Origin of the sequence: Micromonospora sp. NBC_01739 (genome assembly GCF_035920385.1) — a bacterium.
In the GTDB taxonomy this organism is placed as follows: Bacteria; Actinomycetota; Actinomycetes; order Mycobacteriales; family Micromonosporaceae; genus Micromonospora.
The window spans coordinates 5,443,626-5,466,146 of the sequence record NZ_CP109151.1; the positions used below are offsets into that span (position 1 = coordinate 5,443,626).

Here is a 22,521-nt window from a genome sequence, read left to right on the forward strand (position 1 = left end):
TCGTTGCACCGAGAGATGTCGGGCGTGGTCCCGACGTCCGGTCGTCGCCATCGCGAAGCACACCGCGCCCGGTAAGGAGATTCCCGTCGAGGCGTTCTTCCGTCGATGGCGAAGACGCTGAGTGATGAGGCAGCGGCCGGAAGTTTCGGTCGCTAGGATGGCATGGGAGCGTTCCCATAGTCAGAGATTGCATCGACAAGTATTTATGGGTTCCGCATTCTGGATGCCACCAACCGATCTACAACGGAGGTATCGGAATGCGTATCGACCGGTTCGGCGGCCCGGCACTGTCCCTGTTCCGCATGGTTGTCGGCCTGCTGTTTCTCTGCCACGGCCTGGCCTCGTTGTTCGGCGTCTTCGGCGGCAGCCGGGGCACCGGTGAACCCGTGCCGCTGGGCCAGTGGCCCGGCTGGTGGGCGGCCCTGATCCAGGCGCTCTGCGGCGCTCTGGTGCTGGTCGGCCTCTTCACTCGCCCTGCCGCGCTGCTGGCGTCGGGCTCGATGGCGTACGCGTACTTCGTCGTCCACCAGCCCGATGCGCTGCTGCCGCTGCGCAACCACGGCGAGTTGTCAGTGCTGTTCTGCTGGTCGTTCCTGCTGGTCGCGGTGCTCGGCCCGGGCACCTGGGCCCTGGACAACCTGCTGCCCCAACGCGGCACCCGGGCGGTCGGCCTGGACACCAAGGAACGCAGCTCGGTGCCGGCCTAACCCACCGCGCGACAGTCGCGATCATGCTCACACCTGGATCGGGCGGCATCCGGCGGCGCTGATGTCGCCCGATCCAGGAACGGGTGTGACCTGCGGATCAGTCCGCGATGTCGCTCACAAGCTGGGATTGGCGGGCGACGGAGGCGCTGCTCCTGCCTAGAATCGGCAGCACAACTGCATACCTCATCCAGAGGGGCTGAGGGATACGGCCCGACGACGCCCCGGCAACCACCCCCCGCGCTCACCGTTGAGCGTCCGGCGGGGCAGGTGCCAATTCCGTCCCCGCCGCAGGGTGCGATGTGGGGAAAGATGAGAGGACTTCGACATGACGTCGACGCTCGCCCCCTCCGGCCTAAGCGCCGCCACCAGCCCGGCCCGGGCCCTGATCTGCCGCGCCTGTTCGGCCCGCTACCCCCTGGCTGCCCAGCACGCCTGTTACGAGTGTTTCGGCCCGTTGGAGGTCGACTACGACCCGGCAGCCCTCGCCGCCGTCACCCGCGAGCAGATCGAGGCCGGTCCGCGCAACATCTGGCGGTACGCCGCCCTGCTGCCCGCCGGCCAGGACCCCGCCACCCGGGTGACCCTGGATCCCGGGTTCACCCCCCTGGTGGCCGCCGATCGGCTCGCCGCCGAGCTGGGGATCACCGCCCCGCTGTGGGTCAAGGACGACAGTGCCAACCCCACCCACTCCTTCAAGGACCGGGTGGTGTCGGTGGCCCTGACCGCCGCGAAGTCGCTCGGCTTCTCCCGCTTCGCCTGCGCCTCCACCGGAAACCTGGCCAACTCCGTCGCCGCGCACGCGGCCCGGGTCGGGGCCCCCTCGGTGGTCTTCATCCCCAGCGACCTGGAGCAGGGCAAGGTGGTGACCACGGCCGTCTACGGCGGCGACCTGGTCGCCATCGACGGGTCGTACGACGATGTCAACCGCCTCTGCGGTGAGCTGGTGGAGACCGACGAGTTCGAGGACACCGCCTTTGTCAACGTCAATGTCCGGCCGTACTACGCGGAGGGCTCGAAGACCCTCGGCTACGAGGTTGCCGAACAACTCGGCTGGCGGATTCCCGCCCAGGTGGTCATCCCGATGGCCTCCGGTGAACTGCTCACCAAGATTGACAAGGCCTTCACCGAACTGGTCGAGATCGGGCTGGTCGAGGCGCCCGCCGACGGCTGGAAGGTGTTCGGTGCCCAGTCGGCCGGGTGCAACCCGATCGCCACCGCCCTGCACGCCGACAGCGATGTCATCACCCCGGTCAAGCCGACCGGCATCGCCAAGTCCCTGAACATCGGCGACCCGGCCGCCGGCCTCTACGCCCTGGAGGCGGTCCGCCGTACCGGTGGCTGGATGGAGTACGCCGACGACGAGGAGATCCGGGCCGGGGTGCGGCTGTTGGCGCGTACCACCGGGGTCTTCGCGGAGACGGCCGGCGGGGTGACGGTCGCCGTGCTGCGCAAGCTCGTCGAGTCCGGCCGGCTGGACCCGACCGCCGAGACGGTGGTGTTCAACACCGGGGAAGGGCTGAAGACCCTCGACGCGGTGGCCGGTGAGGTGGGCCCGACCCATCGAATCAAGCCCTCCCTACGGGCCGCCCGCGACGCCGGGCTGCTCGGCTGAGCGGATCCCCGCAATGATCAGGGGATATGGCGCTGCCGTCCGGAAATGATCAAGCGGTATCGCCGAAGATCGAATTAGAATCGCGTTTCTTCGAAAATGCGGGAAACACCCTGCCGAGGACTTGACGGCGGGAACCCGGCGGCGGAAGATGCTCCGTGCGGGAGGGCGTTTCGCCGTAGACTTTTAGTCTGTACGACCCAACGCCGGAGGCGTTGTGCGATCGACCCTCCCGACCAAGCTTTCGAACGGGCCAGCGAGAAAAATTCGCTGGCCCGTTTCTCTTGCTATCGCGCAGGCTCCCGACATGACCCTCGCCATCGCGCCCTTCGGTGCCGACGACACCCCGGCCACCGAGCAGGCGTACGCGATCGACGCCGCCGCCGCCGCGGTCGACCTGCCGGACCTGCCCTGCTGCCGGCAACGGTTCTTCGCCATGATCCGACACCCGATGCCGGGCAACCGGTCGGTGCGCCTGCTGGCCCACCTAGACGGTGCCCCCGCCGGCTATCTGCTGCTGGACCTGCCGCAGTTGGACAACACCGAGAACGCCTCCGCCAACCTGGTCGTGCACCCGGCGTACCGCCGTCGGGGGGTGGGTCGCGCGCTGCTGGACCGGGGCCTCGACCTGCTCCGCGAGCGGGGCCGGGTGCGGGTGAGCGCGATGAGCCGGGCGCACCCGCCCGGCCAGCCGGAGCAGCCCTCGCCCGCTGCGGCCTTCGCGGCCACCGTCGGGGCGACGGACGCCCTGGTCGACATCCGGCGGCGACTGGAGGTGCGCCGACTCGACCAGGGCCGGCTCGACTCGCTGCTGGTCGAGGCCCGGACCCGGGCAGCCGGGTACGAACTGGTGTTCTGGCAGGGGGATACGCCCCAGGAGTACCTGGCCGAGGTGGCGTACCTGGATGGTCGGCTGTTGTCCGACGCCCCGATGGGCGACCTGGCCTGGGAACCGGAGCAGGTCGACGCCGAGCGGGTGCGCGCCACCGACCGGGCGATAGCGGCCCGGGGGCGACGGCGCTACCACGCCGGTGTCCGCCACCGCGCGACCGGGCGGCTGATCGCCTGGACCCTGCTGGAGGTGACCGCCTCCGCACCCTGGCACGCCTTCCAGCAGATCACCATCGTGGATCCCGATCATCGCGGGCACCGGCTGGGACTGCTAGCCAAGATCGAGAACTTGCGGCACCTGCTGGCCCACGAGCCGGACCTTAGGGTCATCGACACCTTCAACGCGGACAGCAACGAGCACATGATCGCGATCAACGAGCAGCTCGGCTTCCGGGTGTGCGACAGGTGGAGCAACTGGCAGCTGTCGGTGTGAGGAAAACCGGTGGCGGGGGCCGGGCGGTGACGGGCAGGCTCGCGGCCATGGACATCGCCGTAGCCCCGTTCGACCCCTCCGACGAGGCGGCGCTGGACGACGCGTACCGGATCCGCGCGGCGGCCCAGGCGGTCGACACCCCGGATGTCCCGGCCGGTGACCGGGCCGAGTTCGGCCTGGTGGCGGCCCACCCGCCGTACGGCAACCTGATCCATCGCGCGCTGGCCCGGCGGGGCGGGGCGGCCGTCGGATATCTGTGGCTGCGCCTGCCGCAGTTGGACAACACCGGCAACGTCCTCGTCGAGCTGTTCGTCGACCCTGCCCACCGGCGGCGCGGGGTGGGCCGGGCCCTGCTGGCCCACGCCCGGGAGGTGGCCGTCCGGCACGGCCGCAAACGCCTGATCGCCGAGGTCGACGGGGTGCCGCCGGGAGAGGACCGGCAGCCGCCCGGTGCGGCCTTCGCGGTGGCGGTAGGCGCCCAGGCCGCCCTGCCGATGGTGCGGCGTCGGCTGGACACCACCCGGCTCGACGAGGCGGCGCTGGCCGCCCTGCACGAGCAGGCCCGGTCCCGGGCCGCCGGTTACCGCACGATCGCGTGGCGTGGCCTGGCCCCCGAGGAGTACCTGGCCGATGTGGCCCGACTGGAGGCCCGGCTGCTCGTCGACGCCCCCACCGGCGACCTCACCATGGAGGCGGAGCGGGTGGACGCCGAGCGGATCCGCCAGATCGAGCGGTTCCAGGCGCTGCGCGGTCGGCGGCGCTACCACCTGGGGGCGGTGCACGAGCAGACCGGGCGGCTGGTCGCCTGGACGATGGTCCAGACCGGCCCGTTCACGAACTGGCACGGCTCGCAGGAGATCACCATCGTCGACCCGGCGCACCGTGGGCGCCGCCTGGGTCTGCTGGTGAAGATCGAGAACCTGCGTCAGGTGCTGGCCCGGGAGCCGGAGCTACGGGTGATCGACACCTGGAACGCGGCGGTCAACGACCACATGGTCAGCATCAACGAACAGCTCGGCTACCGGGTGGCCGAGAGCGCTGCGGACTGGCAGTTGACCCTCTGAGTTTGTGACAGCCCTCTACTGATCGCAGGGCTTCCTGTTGCATGATGGCGGGCATGACGGACACCCCGCACCCCCACTACGACAGGCACGCCGAAACCCTCAACCGCGCGCTGACCGCGATCACCGAGCGGGGGTACTGGTCCGCCTACCCGGAATCCCCCAGCCCCCGGGTGTACGGCGAGACTGCGGCGGCCGACGGCAAGGCCGCCTTCGAGGCGTACCTGGGCGGGAACTTCCCGCTGGACCAGCCCACCGACGGGCAGTGGATCGCCACCGAGACCAGCCCCTACGGGGTCGAGCTGAACGTGGCCTACCCGCACGCCACCGCCGACCAGTTGGTCGCCGCCGCCTCGGCCGCGCTGCCCGCCTGGCGCGACGCCGGACCGCAGACCCGGGTCGGGGTCTGCCTGGAGATCCTCGCCCGGCTGCACCAGCACGTCTTCGAGCTGGCCAACTCGGTGCAGTTCACCAGCGGCCAGGCCTTCGTGATGGCCTTCCAGGCCGGTGGCGCCCACGCCCTGGACCGGGCCCTGGAGGCGGTCGCCTACTCCTACGCCGAGATGACCCGGCACCCGGGTACCGCCGGCTGGGAGAAGGCCGCCGGCAAGGGCGACCCCCTGCGGATGACCAAGACCTTCCACGTGGTGCCCCGGGGCGTCGCCCTGGTCATCGGCTGCAACACCTTCCCGACCTGGAACTCCTACCCGGGTCTGTTCGCCTCCCTGGCCACCGGCAACCCGGTGATCGTCAAGCCGCACCCGCGGGCCGTGCTGCCGCTGGCCATCACCGTCCGGTACGCCCGCGAGGTGCTCGCCGAGGCCGGCTTCGACCCGAACCTGGTGCTGCTGGCGCCCGAGGCCGCCGACGAGAAGCTGGCCACCACCCTGGCCCTGCACCCGGCCGTGAAGATCGTCGACTTCACCGGCTCCACCGCGTACGGCGACTGGCTGGAAGCCAACGCCCGGCAGGCCGCCGTCTACACCGAGAAGGCCGGCCTGAACACGGTCGTCATCGACTCCACGGACGACTTCGTCGGCCTGTGCCGCAACCTCGGCTTCACCCTCGTCCTCTACAGCGGCCAGATGTGCACCACCTCGCAGAACATCCTCATCCCCCGGGACGGGATCGAGACCGACCAGGGGCACAAGAGCTTCGACGAGGTGGCCGCCGGCATCGCCGCCGCTGTCGGAAAGTTGACCGCCGACCCCGCCCGGGGTGTCGAGCTGACCGGTGCGATCGTCAACGACGGCGTACTGGAGCGGCTGGAGGAGGTAGCCAAGGTCGGCGAGGCGGTGTTGGAGTCGCGCACCGTCGAGCACCCCGCCTACCCGGGCGCGGTAGTGCGTACGCCGACGATCGTCAAGCTGGACGCCGGTGACACCGCGACCTACTCGCGGGAGTGGTTCGGGCCGATCTCCTTCGCCATCGCCACCGACTCCACCGCCCACAGCCTGGAGATCCTGCGCTCGACCGTGGGGGAGAAGGGTGCCCTGACGGCGGCGGTGTACTCCACCGACGAGGCCGTGCTGGCCGCAGCCGAGAACGCCGCGATCGAGGTCGGGGTGCACCTGTCGGCCAACCTCACCCGCGGGGTCTTCGTCAACCAGTCGGCGGCCTTCTCCGACTTCCACGGCAGCGGAGCGAACGCGGCGGCCAATGCGGCGTTGACCGATGGGGCTTACGTGGCGAATCGGTTCCGGATTGTGCAGAGTCGTCGGCACGTTTGAGTAGTTGCGGCCTAGTGGTTGCGGTGGGGGGTTCCGGGGCAGCCCGACCCGCACCGGGCGGTCAGGCTTGATCCCTGGCGGGTCGGGCTGCCCCGGAACCCCTGCCTGGTTGGGCTGCGTCCGGCGGTGTCGGGTTTTTGCGGAACCGCTCTCGGATTGTGGGGCGGTTGGTGGTGTCGGGTTCTTTTCAGGCGGGGCGGCGCATTTGGAGTTCTCTTAGGGTGGGGATGGTGGGGTGCGGGACGCGTACGCCGGTGTCCACGAAGCCCAGTCGCTGGTAGGCCCGATAGGCGCGGTCGTTGCCGACCACCACTTCGAGCATCAGTTCGTCGCGTCGTTCGGCGCGTGACCAGGTAGCCACGGCCGCGACCAGATCCGCCAGCAGGCCGGTGCCGCGCCAGGCCGGGGTGACGTAGATGGCGTAGAGCAGGGTGACCCGGGGCTCTGCGGGGTGGGCTATGCCGCCGGCCTGCCCGACCAGACGATCGCCCGGATCGGCGATGAACTGGGCGTTGGTGGGGCCCGTGGAGGTCTGGCGGATCCGGGCCGCGTACTCGGCGTGCGGGCGGGCGGCTGCCTCGGCGAGGGTCTCCAGGAAGGCCAGCGGCGAGTCGGCGAGCATCTCCAGACGCAGCGCACGCATCCGGCCGGCATCGGTGGGTCGGACCCGCCGCACCTCGGTCCGCAGGCGGGCCACCCCGCCCGAAGCGCTGATCATGTCCGCATACCTATCACAATGACAGGCGACGATGTGGCTACTTGGATTATGCCCGATTTGCGGTCGTGCGCCGTCGTCACGCTTCGTGTACCGTGCGATTTCGGTCACCCTATTCCGTGGTCGTCGATGACCGCCGAGTGGGTGAGTTTCCGGGTGATCCGGCGTGCCGCCGGCCCCGGGTAGTGGAACGCCGCGCAGAGTGAGGACAACACCGTGGCACAGGGCACCGTGAAGTGGTTCAACGCCGAAAAGGGCTACGGCTTCATCGCCGTCGACGGCGGGCAGGACGTATTCGTCCACTTCTCCGCGATCGAGATGGACGGCTACAAGGCGCTGGACGACGGCCAGCGGGTGGAGTTCGAGATCGCCCAGGGCCAGAAGGGGCCCCAGGCCGAGCGGGTACGCGTCATCGCCTGAGTGCATCCCCACCGAAGCCGGCAGACCGCCGGCACGGGTGCGTGGTCGCGGCCGGAGGGGGGCTGCGGGACGGATACCTCACAAGGGAAGATCATGGACCGGATCCAGCTGTCGCTGAGGAGGGTTCATGTCCGACCAGCCACCCCCGGCAGGTCCGCCGCATTCGTCGCCTGAGGAACCGGCGCCGTCTGTCGGCGCCTCCGGTTGGCAGCCCACCGACCCGACCACGCCGGCCTCGCCGTCGGCGGATCCGGCCGGAAGTGGCCCGCTGTCGCCACCGCCCTCTGGTGAGTCCGGCCCGCCGTCGGTCCCACCTCCGAGCGGATTCGGTCAGCCCGGGGTACCGCCCCCTGGTGGGTCCGGTCAGCCCGGGGTACCGCCACCGGGCAACCCGCCACCCCATCCCGGCTATCCCGGCCAGCCGACCCCGCCGGCCGACCAGCCGTACCCGCCGGTCCAACCGGGATATCCAGGCCAGTCGCCCTACCCCGGCCAACCGGGGTATCCGGGCCAGCAGGCCTACCCGGGCCAGCCGGGGTCCCCGGGTCAGGCGGCCTATCCCGGTCAGCCGGGGCCGGCACCCTATCCGGGGCAACCGGTCTATCCCGGCCAGGCCGTGTATCCGGGGCAGCCCTTCCATGGCTGGTACGACCCGGCGGCGCACGGGTTCGACCCGGCCGACCCCCTGGTCACCCCACCCGGGGTGGGGCTGGGTGCGTGGTTCGCCCGCTGCCTGGGTGCGGTGCGCCGGGGTTGGCAGCTGCTGCTGCCGATCCTCCTGGTGACCCAGGTGCTGCCGGCGGTGGCGCTGTCGGTGCTCGCGCTGGTCTTCGATCCCTCGGCCCGGTGGGATGCCGAACTCACCGCCGACTCCACGGCCCTGCCCGCCAACTTCGGGGTCGACCTGGCCATCTGGCTGTCGGTGCTGCTCGGCGGAAGTCTGATCTTCGGCTTGGTGCAGTGTGTCGGCTGGGCCGCCGGCGCCTGGGTGGTCACCCGACAGGCGGCCGGCGAGCAGGTCACCCTCGGCGGCGCCTTCGGTTATGGCCTGCGTCGGGCGCTCGGCCTCTGGGGCTGGAGCTTGATCTTCACCCTGATCATGACCCTCGGCTTCTGTCTCTGTTTCCTGCCCGGTGTCTACGCGGCCTTCGCGCTGGCCATGGCCGGCCCGGTCTACCTGTTCGAGCGCCGTGACCCGATCGGTCGCTCCCACCGGATGCTGCGTGACCGGCTGGGGCTGCTGCTCGGCCGGGTGGCACTGACCGGCGGGGCGGTGATCGCCCTCGGGATCGTCGTCGGCATGGTGGAGGGGGCGGTACTGACCCCGTTCGGCACCGAGCCCCTCGCCGCCATGGACACCGCCGTCGGTGCGGTTCTGGCGATCAGCGGGGCGGCCCTGTTGGGGCTGCCGGCCTACCTGGCTCAACTGGTCGGGCTGCTGGTCACGTACGCCGAGCAGCGGGCGCACGAGGGGCCGGTGAACAGCGGGCAACTGGCTGCCGAACTCGGCTGAGCCGGGCCATCGTGCTTGCACTCGGCAGGTGAGAGTGCTAAACAAGTCATTGGCACTCGCATGGCGTGAGTGCCAACTGGTCGGGACGGTGGGGCTGCGGTCGCACTCGTGGCATAACTACGGGTGAGGCACGTGGCCGGTCGTCGCGGGCTATCCGGCCCGGCCGAGGAGACGTCGTCGTCGCCAGGTGGCGACGTCCCAAGGTGCGTACACCAGACGGTTCATCCGGGGCACACACTCGGGTGGCCCGTGAGTGTCCAGGAGGACAACGCCGTATGGCCAAGATGATCGCGTTCGACGAAGAGGCGCGCCGCGGCCTCGAGCGGGGCATGAACCAGCTCGCCGACGCCGTGAAGGTGACCCTCGGCCCCAAGGGCCGCAACGTGGTGCTCGAGAAGAAGTGGGGTGCCCCCACCATCACCAACGATGGTGTGAGCATCGCCAAGGAGATCGAGCTCGAGGACCCGTACGAGAAGATCGGCGCTGAGCTGGTCAAGGAGGTCGCCAAGAAGACCGACGACGTGGCCGGTGACGGCACGACGACGGCGACCGTCCTGGCCCAGGCTCTCGTTCGCGAGGGTCTGCGCAACGTGGCCGCCGGTGCCAACCCGATGGCCCTGAAGCGGGGCATCGAGGCTGCGGTCACGAGCGTCTCGGAGGAGCTGCTCAAGCTCGCCAAGGACGTCGAGACCAAGGAGCAGATCGCCTCCACCGCCTCCATCTCCGCCGGTGACAACACCGTCGGTGAGATCATCGCCGAGGCGATGGACAAGGTCGGCAAGGAAGGCGTCATCACCGTCGAGGAGAGCAACACCTTCGGGCTGGAGCTGGAGCTCACCGAGGGTATGCGCTTCGACAAGGGCTACATCTCGGCCTACTTCATGACCGACCCGGAGCGTATGGAGGCCGTCTTCGACGACCCGTACATCCTGATCGCGAACAGCAAGATCTCCTCGGTCAAGGACCTGCTCCCGATCCTGGAGAAGGTCATGCAGTCGGGCAAGCCGCTGCTGATCATCGCCGAGGACCTGGAGGGCGAGGCCCTGGCCACCCTGGTGGTCAACAAGGTCCGGGGCACCTTCAAGTCGGTCGCCGTCAAGGCGCCGGGCTTCGGTGACCGCCGCAAGGCCATGCTGACCGACATCGCCATCCTCACCGGTGGCCAGGTCATCAGCGAGGAGGTCGGCCTCAAGCTGGACGCCGCCGGTCTCGACATGCTGGGCCGCGCCCGCAAGGTCGTGGTGACCAAGGACGAGACCACCATCGTCGACGGTGCCGGCGACGCCGAGCAGATCCAGGGCCGGGTGAACCAGATCCGGGCCGAGATCGACAAGAGCGACTCCGACTACGACCGGGAGAAGCTGCAGGAGCGGCTGGCCAAGCTGGCCGGCGGTGTTGCGGTGATCAAGGTCGGCGCGGCCACCGAGGTCGAGCTCAAGGAGCGCAAGCACCGCATCGAGGACGCGGTGCGCAACGCCAAGGCCGCCGTCGAGGAGGGCATCGTCCCGGGTGGTGGCGTCGCGCTGGTGCAGGCCGGCAAGACCGCCTTCGACAAGCTGGACCTGGCCGGCGACGAGGCGACCGGTGCGCAGATCGTCAAGATCGCGCTGGACGCCCCGCTGCGGCAGATCGCCGTCAACGCCGGCCTTGAGGGCGGCGTCGTGGTCGAGCGGGTTCGCAACCTCGACGCGGGTCACGGCCTCAACGCCGCGACCGGCGAGTACGTCGACCTGCTGGCCGCCGGCATCATCGACCCGGCCAAGGTGACCCGTTCGGCGCTGCAGAACGCCGCGTCGATCGCCGCGCTGTTCCTCACCACGGAGGCCGTGGTGGCGGACAAGCCGGAGAAGACCCCGGCCGCCCCGGCTGCCCCGGGTGGCGGGGACATGGACTTCTGAGTCCAGCTCCAACGCCGAGAAGGGCGGGCCGCGTCAGCGGTCCGCCCTTCTCGTCATCTCGGCAAGGGGCGTTGGTTACGCCGCTTCTGCGCCCGGTCGTACGGCGGGCGGTGCGGCACCGGCTCGTCCACCAGGATCAGTGGCTCCTCGGGTGGTTCGGCCGTCCCGGTCATCTCCGCCAGCTGCTCGGCGTCGCCGTAGTCCAGCCGGTCGACCGGCAGTGTGCCCGGTAGTTCAACCGGGACCCAGCTGACCGGCGACGCCTCGTGGGCCTGATCGTCGTCCGTGGTCATGGCTGCCTCCTCTACCCGAACGGTAGGGGGCGTCGATGACCTGGGTGGGTGAACGGTGCTATCAGAGCTTATGTGCGGTTCGCCTGCCATGTCTGATCCGAGGTGCGACGGCGCGCAGACCCGCTCATGGTGAGGTGCTGATGCCCACCCGGAAGCTCAACGGATCCTCGCCGGAGGATTTGGTGACCGACTGGATCACTCCGCAGCACAGGGCCACGACGAGCGCCGGCACCCCCAACAGGACCAGTAGCGCCATGCCGCGCCACCGGGCAGTCGATGGCATCAGGGGAGCCGCCCCGGACGAATGACCGTGCATGAGCTTGCAAGATAGCAGCTGGCGAACATCTTGTGACCCCTTGATGAAGGGCGCTCACGTTGGGTGAGGTCAGCTGCGGGCGGCCCGCACGGCCGCGTAGGCGTCCACCAGGCCGGCGCCGATCACGTTCTGCCTGCCACCGCAGGCGTCGGTCCGCTCTCCCGAGTCGGTACCGCCCTGCACCTCGGTGGCCGTGGCCCGCAGCAGTTGCCGGGTCCGATCCAGATCCCCTACCAGCTCCGGATTGGCCGACCACATCAGCGCGACCACCCCCGCCACCTGGGGAGTGGCCATGGAGGTGCCGTCCAGCCTGGCGTACCCGCCGCCGGGCATCGCGGAGAGCACCTCCGCTCCGGGGGCCATCAGGTCCGGCTTGGCGGCCCCGGTGGAGGTCGGGCCACGGGAGGAGAAGGCGGCCACCCGGCGCTGCTGGTCCACCGCACCGATGGTGAGCACGTCCGGGTACGGCGCGGGCGGGTCCTGCACCGAGCGGCAGAACGGGCCACTGTTGCCGGCCGCCGCCACGACCAGGATCCCGGCCGCCTCCAGGGCGTCCGTGGCCGGCCGTAGGGCCGCCGGGTCGCAGCCCTCGATCGGCGGGCAACCCCACGAGTTGGTCAGGATCTCCGGTGCCCGGGCCGGACGACCCGCTGTGAAGGGGTCACCCCCGGCGGGGAAGGGGGCCAGCATGAACTGGAGGCAGTCCAGGTAGGCGGCCGGATTGCCGAGGTTGCGGTCCAGGTTGACGCAACCCACCCAGTCCGCCCCGGGGGCCACCCCGATGCCGCCCTGGCCGACCGCGCTGCCGGTGGTGTGGGTGCCGTGTCCATTGCGGTCGGTCGGGGTACGGGTGCCGTTCCAGGGATCGAACCAGGAATCCTCCCCGCCCCGGAAGTTCCCGGCGAGAGCCGGGTGCCCCCCGTCGACCCCGGAGTCGGAACTGCCGACCGTCACCCCGGCTCCGGTGGTCCCCAGCTCGGACCAGACCCGGTCGGCGCCGATCATGGTGATGTTCCAGGGCGGTCCGGTGGGCGCGGGGGCCTGACCGGAGGCGGACTGCGCGGGGGAGGGCAACGGCCGCAGCCGCTGGCTGACCAGCACCCTGGCCACTTCGGGTCGGCCGGCCAGCCAGGCCCGTACCCCCGGCCCGCCGTCCACCTCGACCGCGTTGACCAGGTAGTAGGGGGTGTGGTCCAGCCGCAGTCGGCGCAGGTCGCGGCGCAGGTCGGCCTGGGTGCGCTCGGCGGTGGCCACCAGGCGCCGGTAGACCTCCTCGGCACGCAGGTCACGGCCCGCCTTGCCGGTGCCGGCCGGCAGGCCGGTGAGATCGGCCTGCTCGCGCAGCACCACGAAGAGTCGCTCGCCGTGCAGGCCGGGTTGGCCGGCGGCGGCACCGACCCCGACGACCGCGATCAACACGGCCAGGGCGGTCAGCCCGGCCACCGCCGGGAGCGGCGGGCGGGTCGCCGGTCGGGCCAGCAGCAGGCCGTACCCGACAGCCAGCACCAGCGCGATGACCAGCCCGGCACCGGCGGCCACCGCCACCCAGAAGGGCAGGTCCCGGGAGGTGACCAGCAGCAGACTGATCTCCTCCGGGTCGGTGAAGGCCAGCGGACCGAACACGGCCAGTCCAACCAGCCAGGGGGTCGAGGTACGGCCTGCGGTTTCGGGGGCCCGCTGGGCCAGTGCGTGCAGGGCCCCCAGCGCGAAGCCCACCGGGGGCAGCGTCACCAGCAGCGGCAACTGGGCGCCGGACTGGCCGGTACCGGCCCCGACCAGCAGCAGCACCACCCCGGCGACCAGCCCGCCCAGCAGAACCAGCCGCATCGGCCGGGGGGACCGCTCGCCGGTGAAGTGGCCCCAGAACCGGGCGTCGAGCAGGGCCGCCGCCAGCGCCCCGACCGCCGCTGCGGCCAACCCGGCAAGGAGGGTCTCCAGCAGGCCACCGAGGGCACCGATCCAGACCCAGGGCAGCAGCAGGGCCAGCCCGGCGGCCACCGCCAGCCGGGTGGTCACGGACCGCCGCGGCACGGCCGACTGCGCCGGTGCGCTCCCCTGCCCGGTACGCCCCAGCCGCCGCGACACCCACCTGGCCGCCAGGGTCAGCAGGGTGGCCGTGATTGCCAGCGCGGCCAGGTACGCCTCGTGGTGCACCGGGGGGATCGCGCGCAGCAGCCCGAGCGCCCCCAGGGCAAGGGCTCCGGCCAGCCAGGCCCGCCCGGTTGCCCGGATCGCCGCCGAGCGGGGCACCAGGGCCAGCGGCAGGGTGGCCGTACCGATCGCCAGGGCGGTGATCAGGCTGGCCAGGGGCCAGAGCAGCGCCAGCCGGTCCAGGGCGGCGATCAGCATGATCTGGTCGATGGCCCATCCGCCGGCCTGGGACAGGACGGTGACGGCGACCGTGCCGCACCCGACCAGGACCGCGGCGACGACCGCCCAGGGGCTGCCCGGGGCGCCGGATGAGTAGTCCGCCCGCATCCGCACACCCTACGACGCGGGCCGCACCCCGGCCCTGGCCTCGGCACGACGCGGGAGGAGGAACCGAGCCGCCCCGGCGGCGAACGTCGCTGCTGCGACCGGAGGGCTACCGTGGAGCGATGCGCGATCCACACCTGCCGCGATCCGTCGCGGGGCAACTCTCCTCCTCCCGCCGGGCTGATGACCTGCGTCGACTGCGGAGTGAACGCTTCGATGTGCTGATCATCGGCGGGGGTGTGACCGGGGCGGGGGCGGCCGTCGACGCCGCCTCGCGAGGGCTGAAGGTCGCCCTGGTGGAGGCGCGCGACTTCGCGGCCGGCACCTCCAGCCGGTCCAGCAAACTGATCCACGGTGGCCTGCGCTACCTGGAGCAGTTGGAGTTCCACCTGGTGCACGAGGCGCTGACCGAGCGGGGACTGCTGGCCACCCGGTTGGCGCCGCACCTGGTACGCCCGGTGCCCTTCCTGGTGCCGCTGCCCGCCACTGAAGGCGTACGCGGTCTGCCCGCCCGGATCATCCGACGGGCCTACTACGGCGCCGGGGTGGCCGCGTACGACGCCTTCGCGGGTCTGTTCGGTGGTGGCCGGGGGATGCCCCTGCACCGGCATCTGAGCCGGGAGGGGGCCCGCCGGGTCTTCCCCAGTCTGCGGGCCGAGGGGCTGGCCGGGGCGATCCGCTACTACGACGGGCAGGTGGACGACGCCCGGTTGGTGGTCACCCTGGCCCGTACGGCCGCCAGCATGGGCGCGACCGTGGTGAGCAGTGCCCGGGCGGTCGGGCTGATCCGGCAGGCCCGGGAGGTCACCGGGGTCCGGGTGCGTGACCTGGAGGCACCGGAGGGTTCCCCGGAGGCGGAGTTCGAGGTGCAGGCCCGGTCGGTGATCGCCGCCACCGGGGTGTGGACCGACGACATGTCCCGGATGCTCAACGACGTCGGGCTGCGGCCGGGCATCCGGGTACGGGCCTCCAAGGGGGTGCACCTGGTGGTGCCCCGCTCGGCGATCACCGGCGACACCGGGCTGATCCTGCGCACGGCGACCAGCGTGCTGTTCGTCATCCCCTGGGGTGGGCACTGGATCATCGGGACCACGGACACCGACTGGCGGCTGGACCGTTCCCACCCGGCGGCCTCCGCCAGCGACATCGACTACCTCCTGCGGCAGGTCAACACCGTGCTCGACCGGCCGCTGACCACGGCCGACATCGAGGGGGTCTACGCCGGGCTGCGTCCGCTGCTGAGCGGCGAGGCCGACTCCACCTCCAAGCTCTCCCGGGAGCACGCCGTGATCGAGCCGATGCTCGGCCTGCTGCTGGTCGCCGGGGGCAAGTACACGACGTACCGGGTGATGGCCGCCGACGTGGTCGACCGGGCGGTCCGCCGGCTCGGTTGGCAGCGGCCGTCGCGTACGGCCGATCTGCCGTTGCTCGGTGCCGACGGGTACGCGGCCATGTGGCGGGACCGGGCCGACCTGGCCCGCCGGCACGGGCTGCCGGTCGGGGTGGTGGAACACCTGCTGGAACGCTACGGCAGCCTGACCCTGGACCTGCTGGCCCTGATCGACGCCGATCCGCTGCTGGCCTCCCCGTTGACGGGGGCCCCGGAGTACCTCGCGGCCGAGGTGACCTACGCGGCCCGGGCCGAGGGTGCGCTGCACCTGGAGGACGTGCTGACCCGGCGTACCCGGATCTCCTTCGAGACCACCCACCGGGGGCTGGAGTCGGCCGAGCACGCGGCCGAGCTGATGGGCGCCGTGCTGGGGTGGGACGCCGACCGGCGGGCCCGGGAGGTGGCGCATTACCGGGCCCGGGTGATGGCGGAACGTCAGTCGCAGCTGATGCCGGACGACGCGACTGCCGACGCGGCCCTGCTGGGTGCCCCGGACGTGCGAGGCTACGCCGCCGACCGAGGTGTCGACGACGCCGGGCTGGCCCGCTGAGGAGTCCAGTTAGGACAGCGTTCACGGCGGATGTCCACCTGACGGGTTACGCGCGCTACCTACGGTGGGGTAAGTTCCGCGCGTGATGGCGCTTTCCTGGTCACGGTTGGCTACCGGCTCCGCCTCCGCCCTGCTGGCGGTCGCCCTCGTCGGGTGTGCCCCGTTCGGCGACCAACGCCAATCGGCGGCGGCCGGCGGGGCGGGCTCCGCCACCAGCGGCAAGCAGCGGGTCAGCCTGTTGCAGAACGAGGGCACGGACGGCCCACTGCGCACCCTGAACGTGGAGCCGGACGGGCGCTGGGAGTGTGTCGACTGCGCGGGCGACGGGGTGACCTCCACGGGCATCCTGAGTCAGGAGCACTCGGAACGGCTGCAACTCCTGCTGGCCGATCCGGCGCTGGTGATGGAGACCGACGAGGCACGCGGCTACAAGGTCACCTGCATCGGGGCCCTGACCTCCAGCCTGCTGACCACCTCCGGGTTGATCACCTCTCAGGACTGCCCCGGGGAGGAGCGCCCACCGGTGGCGGAGGAGATCCTGCTGCTGCTCACCCAGAACACCCCCGCCCAGCTCACCTCGCCCTGAGGCTCAGAGCACCTTGCCGGGGTTGAGCAGACCGGCCGGGTCCAGGGCAGACTTGATCGCCTGGTGCACCCGTACCCCCACCGGCCCGATCTCCCGGGCCAGCCAGTCCCGCTTGAGCAGGCCGACCCCGTGCTCCCCGGTGCAGGTGCCGCCGAGGTCCAGGCCCAGGCGCATGATCTCGTCGAAGGCCCGCCGGCCGCGTTCCAGGCTGGCCGGGTCGGCCCGGTCCACCACGATGTTGGGGTGCATGTTGCCGTCCCCGGCGTGGCCGACGACCCCGATCGGCACCGCGCACTCGGCCGCGATCCGGGACACCCCGTCGAGGAGGGCGGCCAGGGCAGCCCGGGGCACCGCCAGGTCGTCGATGATCAGTCCGCCGTCGCCGCCCGGGTAGGCCTCGGCGGCGTACTTCTCCATCGCCGGATGGGCCAGCCGGCGGGCCTGCAACAGGGCGGCGGCCTCGGTCGCGTCCGTGGCCGCGTACACCTGCTCGGCACCGGCCGCCGTGCAGACCGCGGCCAGTTCGGCCAGGTCCTCGGCGGCCCGGGGGCCGGTGTCCGCGGCGGCCAGCAGCAGCGCCTCGGCGTCGGTGCGCAACCCCATCGGCCGGTACGCCTCGATCGCCACCAGGTGGGTGCGGTCGAGCAGTTCCAGCAGGCTGGGGGAGAGGCCCTGGGCGGCGATCCGGGCCACCGCCTCACCGGCCGCGCCGGTCGAGCCGAAGACGGCCACCAGGGTCAGCGAGGCCGCCGGGGCGGGCCGCAGAGCCAGGGTCACCTCGGTGATCACGCCCAGGGTGCCCTCGGAGCCCACGAACAGCCGGGTCAGGTCGTACCCGGCGACCCCCTTGGCGGTACGCCGCCCGGTGCGCAGCACCTCGCCGGAGGCCAGCACCACCTCCAGGCCGAGCACGTACTCCGTGGTGACGCCGTACTTGACGCAGCACATCCCGCCCGCGTTGGTGGCCACATTGCCGCCGATGGTGGAGGACTCCCAGGAGCCCGGATCCGGCGGATACCACAACCCCTGCTCGGCCACGGCCGCGCTGAGGGCCGCGTTGATCACCCCGGGCTGGACCACCGCGATCCGGCTCACCGGATCGATCTCCAGGATGGCGTTCATCGCGGTGGTGCTGAGCACGACCGCGCCGTCGACCGCGTTGGCCGCCCCGGCCAGCCCGGTCCGCGCCCCCTGCGGCACCACCGGTACGCCGTACCGCCCGGCCGCCCGGACCACGGCGGCCACCTGCTCGGTGCTGCGGGGGCGGGTGACCACCAGGGGGGTGCCGGCGACGCACAGGTCGGCCTCGTCCCGTTCGTACCCACGCAGCAGGTCCGGATCGGTGAGCACCGCGTCCGGCCCCAGGGCGGTACGCAGGTCTTCCAGGAGGGGGGAGGTGGCCATGTCGCCGAGGCTACGACCGGTCGTCGGTGATCATCAACCGGCCGTCCCGCACCCGGTACGGTGGCGGGCGTGATCTACCTGGACCGGCCCGCCTGGCCGGCACGCGGTCGGCTCTGGTCCCACCTGATCAGCGACCTCTCCCTGGCCGAGCTGCACGTGTTCGCCGAGGCGCTGGGCGCACCCCGGCGCGGCTTCGACCGCGATCACTACGACATCCCCGCCGAGCGATTCGACATGGCGGTCTGGCTGGGGGCGCAGGTGCGGCCCAGTCGGGATCTGGTCCGCCTGCTGTACGCCGCGAACCTCCGCCGCCCCAAACACCTGCACCGGGTGCCCACCCAGCCGGTCAGGCGAGGCGTACCCGCTCCCTCAGCGCGGTCAGCTCTCGGGTCAGGTTGGCCCGGGCCTGCGGTTCCCACCGGGCGGCCGGCGCAGGGAGACGGAAGAGGGTAGGCAGGGCCAGCAGGTTGCCGAGCACCTGGGCCCGACCGATCCGGTACGCCTCCCGGGGCACGTGGGCGTACTCCCGGCGGATGGCGGCCGCGTACCGGTCGTACTCCGGTGCGGGTGCGGCCAACACGGCCAGGTCGGCGTCGCAGAGCAGCACCCCGTCGGGGTCCGCCGGGTCCACCTGGTGCCCGGCGGTGCGCATGATCAGCCGGCGCACCTCGGCCACCTCGGGTTCGGGCAGTCCGGTGCGGGCCAGCAGCACCCCGGCCAGTGCGGCGCTGTCGCGTTCGTTGCGGTCACCGGCCGCCCTTGGGTCGTACACCGCGTCATGACCCCAGGCGGCCAGCCGGACCAGGTCCGGCCGCGACCCCTCGGAGGCGTACCGGTCGACGACATCGAGCACGGCGGTCAGGTGGCCGACCGTGTGGTAGTGCCGGTGCGGCTCCCGCCACCGTTGCAGCAGTTCGGCACCGGTCGCCTCGATCGCGGCCGGGTCGGTGGCCCCGGCGCCCCGGGTGGCCCTCCGCCACCGTTCGATCAACTCGACCACCGGGCCAGTCTGCCGTACCGGGGCCGGGGCCGGCACCGGCGGTCACGCCGAGGATTGTCCCCACCCAGCGCGGGTAGACGCGGCCATGGTGGTGGCCCGGGAGCGACGATTTCGGCTGGTGCGCCGCGACCGGATGCGCAAGAGGCTGCTCGACGGGGACTCGGCGCGGGTGTCCGAGGCCGTGGCCCAGGTGCGCCAACGGGGCAGGGCGACCCTCAGCGACCGGGTGCACCGAGTCCGGATGGCGCTCGGCCTGGCCGTCCAGGCGGGTCTGGCGGCCGGGCTTAGCTGGATCGCCGCGCATGAGGTGCTGGGCCACCCGCAGCCGGTCTTCGCCCCGATCGCCGCGGTGGGCACCCTGGCCGCGTCCGTCGGGCAGCGGTTCCGGCGGACCGTGGAGCTGATCACCGGGGTGGCGGCCGGGGTGGCGATCGGTGATGTGCTGGTCCACTTTCTCGGCACCGGCCCCTGGCAGCTCAGCCTGGTCGTCACCGTGGCCATCCTGCTGACCATCTTCGCCGGGGGCAGCGTCGGCATCGTCATCCAGGCGGCGGCCACCGCAGTGCTGATCGTGACCCTCAGCCCGACGGTCGAAGCCCTGGAGGTGCCCCGATTCGTCGACGCCTTCGTCGGCGGCGGGGTCGCCTTGCTGGTCACCGCGATTCTGCTGCCACTCAATCCGTTGCGGGTGCTCAACCGGGCCGCCCGGCCCGCCCTGGACCTGCTGGCCGACCAACTCGACGCCACCGCCGAGGGGCTGCGCGAGCGGGACCGGGAGAAGATCCAGGCGGCGATGGAGCGGCTGCGCAACAACAAGGACGAGTTGGCCACCCTCAACGAGGCGATCGAGGGGGCCAAGGAGACCGCCACCCTCTCCCCGGCGCGTTGGCACCGGCGGGGTGAACTCACCCACTATGCCGAGTCGGGTGACCCGATCGACCGGACGATGCGCAACAGCGGCACCCTGATCCGGCGCGCGGTCACCCTGCTGGAGGACGACGAACCCGTTCCGGAGCCGTTGCCTCAGGCGATCACCCGTCTAGCGGAGGCGGTTCGCCTGCTCAAGCGCGAGTTCGCCCAGGGCCATGAGCCCCAGTACGCCCGGGAGTGGTCCCTGCGCGCGGTCAGCGAGGCCGGTCAGGCGTACGCCGCGGGGGTCGGCTTCTCCGGCAGCGTGGTGGTGGCCCAGGTCCGTACCACCGCCAGTGACCTGATGGTGACCTCAGGGATCAGCCAGGAGGAGGCGAACCAACTGGTCCGGCAGTCCTTCGGCGAGATCGACCGGCCCGGCGCACCGCCCGGCCCTCGGCCCACGACGAACCCCTCCACCGCCCCGCCGGTCGGCTGAGCACGCTGGTGGCCCTCGTTGTCGCCGATGCGCCCGGTGGGGCGAGCCGGGGATGACTACGCTGACCGCATGGCCGACACCCCGTCCGGCGGGCCCCTGCCGCCGTCGCCGCCCGTGCCCGTCGCACCGCCCGGCGGCTTCGGGGCGACCGGAATGCCGCGCCGCCGGCTCGGTTGGCGGCGTGCCCTGGTGCTGAGCGGGGCGATCGTGCTGATCGCGGCCAGCGCGATCTTCATGCTCTTCACCCTCGGCACCAACCTGGGCCTGGAGGCGTTGCTGATCGGCACCGCCGCCGCGATCCTGCCGGTTCCGGTGCTGGTGGCCTGCTTCCTCTGGCTGGACCGGTACGAACCGGAGCCGCTTAAATACCTGATCTTCTGCTTCGGCTGGGGTGCCTTCGTCTCCACCGCGGCATCCCTGCTGGTCAACGAGACCGCCGCCGGGTGGTTCGAGGATCAGGGCCTGCCCGTGGCGCTCACCGCCGTGCTGGTCGCCCCCTTCATCGAGGAGTTGACCAAGGCGATCGCCCCGATCCTGCTGCTGGTGTTCCGGCGTCGGGAGTGGTCCGGGATCACCGACGGCCTGGTCTACTGCGGGTTGTCCGCGCTCGGGTTCGCGATGGTGGAGAACATCCTCTACCTGGGCGGGCACGGGTACGCCTCGGGCGCGGAGCAGTACGGCCCGGCCACCGGGGCGCAGCAGGTGATCGCCATCTTCATCCTCCGGATCCTGCTGTTCGGCTTCGCTCATCCCCTGTTCACCGCGATGACCGGTATCGGGCTGGGCATCGCCGCGCGTACCGCGGACCGGCGGGTCCGGGTGCTGGCCCCGATCGCCGGTCTGCTGCTGGCGATGATGCTGCACGGGGCCTGGAACCTGATCCCCACCCTCACCCAGGCCACCGGCCAGGTGCTGATCTCCCTCTTCGGTTTCGTCGGGGTGATGATGCCGATCTTCTTCGGCATGGTCGGCCTGGCGGTGTGGCTGCGGGCCTGGGAGGGCCGCCTGACCGAGCGGATCCTGCCGGACTACGTCCGCGCCGGCTGGCTGACTCCGCCAGAGGTGGCGGCGTTGAGCAGCCTAGGTCGGCGACACGCGGCCCGGGCCTGGGCCCGCCGGGTGGCCGGTGACGCCGGGTTGCGCGCCATGCGGGGCTACCAGTTCGCGGCCACCCGGCTGGCCCTGCTGCGCGACGGTGCCCTGCGCGGGCTGGATCGCAAACCCGCCGATCGGGAGCGGACGGCGCGGGAGGAACGGGAGCTGCTGGACTCGATCAGCGCGTACCGGTCGTTCTTCGTGGGGCGGGACCCGCAGGCACCGGTCGGCGTCTGGGACGGCCACCGCTACCACCTGCGGTTTCCGGACGGGTCGCAGCGGGTGGTGCCGGCCCCGGAGGATCCGGTGGTCCCGATCCCGGTCGTGCTGGCCGCACCCCCGCCCCCGCCGCCCTACCCGCACCACCCCCCGCCGGGCTGGTACGGGCCCCGCCCGCCGGCACCCTGGCCACCGCAGTACTGAGCGGTTCGTCAGGGGCTGCGGGGCGGTCAGGTCATCAGGCTGGTCAGGAAGTCGCCGAATCCCTGGGCCATCATCACCAGGGCACCGCCGATCGCCTTGAACATCTGCGCCGCACCCTCCGGCCGGAAGGCCATGAAGTAGATCAGGAACGCCAGGCTTCCCCAGGCCAGCACCTTCTTGACAAATACCGGCATCGTCCCTCCCCAGGGCCGGTGGTGCGGCTGGCTTCCCGCCGGGGAGCGCGGCAAACGGCACTGGGGGTCTCACTGGGACGCCGGGCGGGGCCGGGCCAGGGCTCAGAGGTAGAGCCCGGTGGTGTTCTCCTCGATCCGTTCGGCGGCCACCGCGTGCACGTCACGCTCGCGCAGCAGCACGTAACCGCGCCCGTGCAACTCGACCTCGGAACGGTCGTCGGGGTCGAAGAGCACCCGGTCGCCGGAGACGATGGAGCGTACGTTCGGCCCGACTCCCACCGCGGTGGCCCAGGCCAGGCGCTTGCCGACGGCCGCGGTGGCCGGGATCACGATGCCGGCGGTCGAGCGCCGCTCACCCTCGCTTCCCTCCACCCGCACCAGGACGCGGTCATGCAGCAGCCGGATGGGCAGGCCGGAGTCGATGTTCTGGTCGGCTGTCACGCCGCAGACGCTACCGTGTCCTTTCCGGC

21 protein-coding genes and 1 riboswitch are annotated in these 22,521 nt (G+C 71.6%); of the genes, 13 read left to right on the forward strand and 8 right to left on the reverse strand.

Features of this window, described 5'->3' with window-relative positions:
• Nucleotides 1-257: 257 nt before the first annotated feature.
• From OIE53_RS24645 to paaN, 5 genes are all read left to right on the forward strand, one after another.
• Complete coding sequence (locus OIE53_RS24645; RefSeq protein WP_327023860.1) at nt 258-707, forward strand: DoxX family protein; 450 nt, start codon at nt 258-260, stop codon at nt 705-707.
• Nucleotides 708-887: 180 nt separating this feature from the next.
• A riboswitch (SAM riboswitch) is annotated at nt 888-1,023 on the forward strand.
• A gap of 9 nt (nt 1,024-1,032) precedes the next feature.
• A complete protein-coding gene (gene thrC, locus OIE53_RS24650) occupies nt 1,033-2,319 on the forward strand; it encodes a threonine synthase (RefSeq protein ID WP_327023861.1) in 1,287 nt (428 codons plus the stop codon).
• Nucleotides 2,320-2,623: 304 nt separating this feature from the next.
• Nucleotides 2,624-3,640: a GNAT family N-acetyltransferase gene (locus tag OIE53_RS24655; protein WP_327023862.1), complete on the forward strand. Its 1,017-nt coding sequence runs from the start codon at nt 2,624-2,626 to the stop codon at nt 3,638-3,640.
• 47 nt (nt 3,641-3,687) lie between these two features.
• Entirely contained in the window at nt 3,688-4,704 is a 1,017-nt protein-coding gene (locus tag OIE53_RS24660) for a GNAT family N-acetyltransferase (RefSeq protein ID WP_327023863.1), read from the forward strand.
• A gap of 53 nt (nt 4,705-4,757) precedes the next feature.
• Nucleotides 4,758-6,431 (forward strand): phenylacetic acid degradation protein PaaN, encoded by a 1,674-nt coding sequence (paaN, locus tag OIE53_RS24665; RefSeq protein ID WP_327023864.1) that lies wholly within the window; start codon nt 4,758-4,760, stop codon nt 6,429-6,431.
• Between the two features lie 187 nt (nt 6,432-6,618).
• Here the strand turns inward: paaN and OIE53_RS24670 are convergent, their stop codons facing one another.
• Entirely contained in the window at nt 6,619-7,149 is a 531-nt protein-coding gene (locus tag OIE53_RS24670; RefSeq protein ID WP_327023865.1) for a GNAT family N-acetyltransferase, read from the reverse strand.
• Between the two features lie 213 nt (nt 7,150-7,362).
• On the opposite strand from OIE53_RS24670, the gene OIE53_RS24675 reads away from it, so the two are divergent.
• The 3 genes from OIE53_RS24675 (at nt 7,363) to groL (ending at nt 10,977) form a co-directional block, all read left to right on the forward strand.
• A complete protein-coding gene (locus OIE53_RS24675) occupies nt 7,363-7,566 on the forward strand; it encodes a cold-shock protein (RefSeq protein ID WP_013288855.1) in 204 nt (67 codons plus the stop codon).
• 616 nt (nt 7,567-8,182) lie between these two features.
• Nucleotides 8,183-9,079, forward strand: coding sequence for a hypothetical protein (locus tag OIE53_RS24680; RefSeq protein WP_327023866.1), 897 nt, complete (start codon nt 8,183-8,185; stop codon nt 9,077-9,079).
• 275 nt (nt 9,080-9,354) lie between these two features.
• Entirely contained in the window at nt 9,355-10,977 is a 1,623-nt protein-coding gene (gene groL, locus OIE53_RS24685) for a chaperonin GroEL (RefSeq protein ID WP_327023867.1), read from the forward strand.
• Between the two features lie 53 nt (nt 10,978-11,030).
• Here groL and OIE53_RS24690 read toward each other — a convergent pair whose 3' ends face one another.
• The 3 genes from OIE53_RS24690 to OIE53_RS24700 form a co-directional block, all read right to left on the reverse strand.
• Complete coding sequence (locus OIE53_RS24690; protein ID WP_327023868.1) at nt 11,031-11,270, reverse strand: hypothetical protein; 240 nt, start codon at nt 11,268-11,270, stop codon at nt 11,031-11,033.
• A 124-nt stretch (nt 11,271-11,394) separates the two neighbouring features.
• Nucleotides 11,395-11,526, reverse strand: coding sequence for a hypothetical protein (locus tag OIE53_RS24695; RefSeq protein ID WP_327023869.1), 132 nt, complete (start codon nt 11,524-11,526; stop codon nt 11,395-11,397).
• A 129-nt stretch (nt 11,527-11,655) separates the two neighbouring features.
• Nucleotides 11,656-14,064, reverse strand: a complete 2,409-nt coding sequence (locus OIE53_RS24700; protein WP_327023870.1) for a S8 family serine peptidase — start codon at nt 14,062-14,064, stop codon at nt 11,656-11,658.
• A gap of 119 nt (nt 14,065-14,183) precedes the next feature.
• Between OIE53_RS24700 and OIE53_RS24705 the strand changes: the two genes are divergently transcribed.
• On the forward strand, nt 14,184-16,001 hold the full coding sequence (locus tag OIE53_RS24705; protein WP_393340264.1) for a glycerol-3-phosphate dehydrogenase/oxidase: 1,818 nt from the start codon (nt 14,184-14,186) through the stop codon (nt 15,999-16,001).
• Between the two features lie 85 nt (nt 16,002-16,086).
• Nucleotides 16,087-16,587: a hypothetical protein gene (locus tag OIE53_RS24710; RefSeq protein ID WP_327027394.1), complete on the forward strand. Its 501-nt coding sequence runs from the start codon at nt 16,087-16,089 to the stop codon at nt 16,585-16,587.
• A gap of 3 nt (nt 16,588-16,590) precedes the next feature.
• Here the strand turns inward: OIE53_RS24710 and OIE53_RS24715 are convergent, their stop codons facing one another.
• The gene (locus OIE53_RS24715) at nt 16,591-17,991 is read right to left on the reverse strand and encodes an FAD-binding oxidoreductase (protein WP_327023871.1); all 1,401 of its coding nucleotides are present in this window, start codon (nt 17,989-17,991) and stop codon (nt 16,591-16,593) included.
• Between the two features lie 69 nt (nt 17,992-18,060).
• On the opposite strand from OIE53_RS24715, the gene OIE53_RS24720 reads away from it, so the two are divergent.
• Complete coding sequence (locus OIE53_RS24720; RefSeq protein WP_327023872.1) at nt 18,061-18,444, forward strand: DUF4031 domain-containing protein; 384 nt, start codon at nt 18,061-18,063, stop codon at nt 18,442-18,444.
• On the opposite strand, the gene OIE53_RS24725 is transcribed toward OIE53_RS24720, so the two are convergent.
• The gene (locus tag OIE53_RS24725; RefSeq protein ID WP_327023873.1) at nt 18,338-18,991 is read right to left on the reverse strand and encodes an HD domain-containing protein; all 654 of its coding nucleotides are present in this window, start codon (nt 18,989-18,991) and stop codon (nt 18,338-18,340) included. The two genes, OIE53_RS24720 and OIE53_RS24725, sit on opposite strands and share 107 nt — an antisense overlap.
• A gap of 133 nt (nt 18,992-19,124) precedes the next feature.
• Between OIE53_RS24725 and OIE53_RS24730 the strand changes: the two genes are divergently transcribed.
• Both OIE53_RS24730 and OIE53_RS24735 read left to right on the forward strand, forming a co-directional pair.
• On the forward strand, nt 19,125-20,339 hold the full coding sequence (locus tag OIE53_RS24730; RefSeq protein WP_327027395.1) for an FUSC family protein: 1,215 nt from the start codon (nt 19,125-19,127) through the stop codon (nt 20,337-20,339).
• Nucleotides 20,340-20,366: 27 nt separating this feature from the next.
• Nucleotides 20,367-21,857, forward strand: a complete 1,491-nt coding sequence (locus OIE53_RS24735) for a PrsW family intramembrane metalloprotease (protein WP_327027397.1) — start codon at nt 20,367-20,369, stop codon at nt 21,855-21,857.
• A gap of 26 nt (nt 21,858-21,883) precedes the next feature.
• Here OIE53_RS24735 and OIE53_RS24740 read toward each other — a convergent pair whose 3' ends face one another.
• Both OIE53_RS24740 and OIE53_RS24745 read right to left on the reverse strand, forming a co-directional pair.
• On the reverse strand, nt 21,884-22,051 hold the full coding sequence (locus OIE53_RS24740) for a hypothetical protein (protein WP_013736159.1): 168 nt from the start codon (nt 22,049-22,051) through the stop codon (nt 21,884-21,886).
• 102 nt (nt 22,052-22,153) lie between these two features.
• A complete protein-coding gene (locus OIE53_RS24745; RefSeq protein ID WP_327023874.1) occupies nt 22,154-22,492 on the reverse strand; it encodes a GroES family chaperonin in 339 nt (112 codons plus the stop codon).
• Nucleotides 22,493-22,521 lie beyond the last annotated feature (29 nt).

What these genes read in the sequence shown, in the direction of transcription:
- paaN (WP_327023864.1), top strand. Translation starts at nt 4,758, where the DNA reads ATGACGGACACCCCGCACCCCCACTACGACAGGCACGCCGAAACCCTC.
- OIE53_RS24710 (WP_327027394.1), top strand. Translation starts at nt 16,087, where the DNA reads ATGGCGCTTTCCTGGTCACGGTTGGCTACCGGCTCCGCCTCCGCCCTG.
- groL (WP_327023867.1), top strand. Translation starts at nt 9,355, where the DNA reads ATGGCCAAGATGATCGCGTTCGACGAAGAGGCGCGCCGCGGCCTCGAG.
- OIE53_RS24645 (WP_327023860.1), top strand. Translation starts at nt 258, where the DNA reads ATGCGTATCGACCGGTTCGGCGGCCCGGCACTGTCCCTGTTCCGCATG.
- OIE53_RS24690 (WP_327023868.1), bottom strand. Translation starts at nt 11,270, where the DNA reads ATGACCACGGACGACGATCAGGCCCACGAGGCGTCGCCGGTCAGCTGG.
- OIE53_RS24735 (WP_327027397.1), top strand. Translation starts at nt 20,367, where the DNA reads ATGCGCCCGGTGGGGCGAGCCGGGGATGACTACGCTGACCGCATGGCC.
- OIE53_RS24670 (WP_327023865.1), bottom strand. Translation starts at nt 7,149, where the DNA reads ATGATCAGCGCTTCGGGCGGGGTGGCCCGCCTGCGGACCGAGGTGCGG.
- OIE53_RS24730 (WP_327027395.1), top strand. Translation starts at nt 19,125, where the DNA reads ATGCGCAAGAGGCTGCTCGACGGGGACTCGGCGCGGGTGTCCGAGGCC.
- thrC (WP_327023861.1), top strand. Translation starts at nt 1,033, where the DNA reads ATGACGTCGACGCTCGCCCCCTCCGGCCTAAGCGCCGCCACCAGCCCG.
- OIE53_RS24715 (WP_327023871.1), bottom strand. Translation starts at nt 17,991, where the DNA reads ATGGCCACCTCCCCCCTCCTGGAAGACCTGCGTACCGCCCTGGGGCCG.
- OIE53_RS24660 (WP_327023863.1), top strand. Translation starts at nt 3,688, where the DNA reads ATGGACATCGCCGTAGCCCCGTTCGACCCCTCCGACGAGGCGGCGCTG.
- OIE53_RS24655 (WP_327023862.1), top strand. Translation starts at nt 2,624, where the DNA reads ATGACCCTCGCCATCGCGCCCTTCGGTGCCGACGACACCCCGGCCACC.
- OIE53_RS24700 (WP_327023870.1), bottom strand. Translation starts at nt 14,064, where the DNA reads ATGCGGGCGGACTACTCATCCGGCGCCCCGGGCAGCCCCTGGGCGGTC.
- OIE53_RS24705 (WP_393340264.1), top strand. Translation starts at nt 14,184, where the DNA reads ATGCGCGATCCACACCTGCCGCGATCCGTCGCGGGGCAACTCTCCTCC.
- OIE53_RS24740 (WP_013736159.1), bottom strand. Translation starts at nt 22,051, where the DNA reads ATGCCGGTATTTGTCAAGAAGGTGCTGGCCTGGGGAAGCCTGGCGTTC.
- OIE53_RS24695 (WP_327023869.1), bottom strand. Translation starts at nt 11,526, where the DNA reads ATGGCGCTACTGGTCCTGTTGGGGGTGCCGGCGCTCGTCGTGGCCCTG.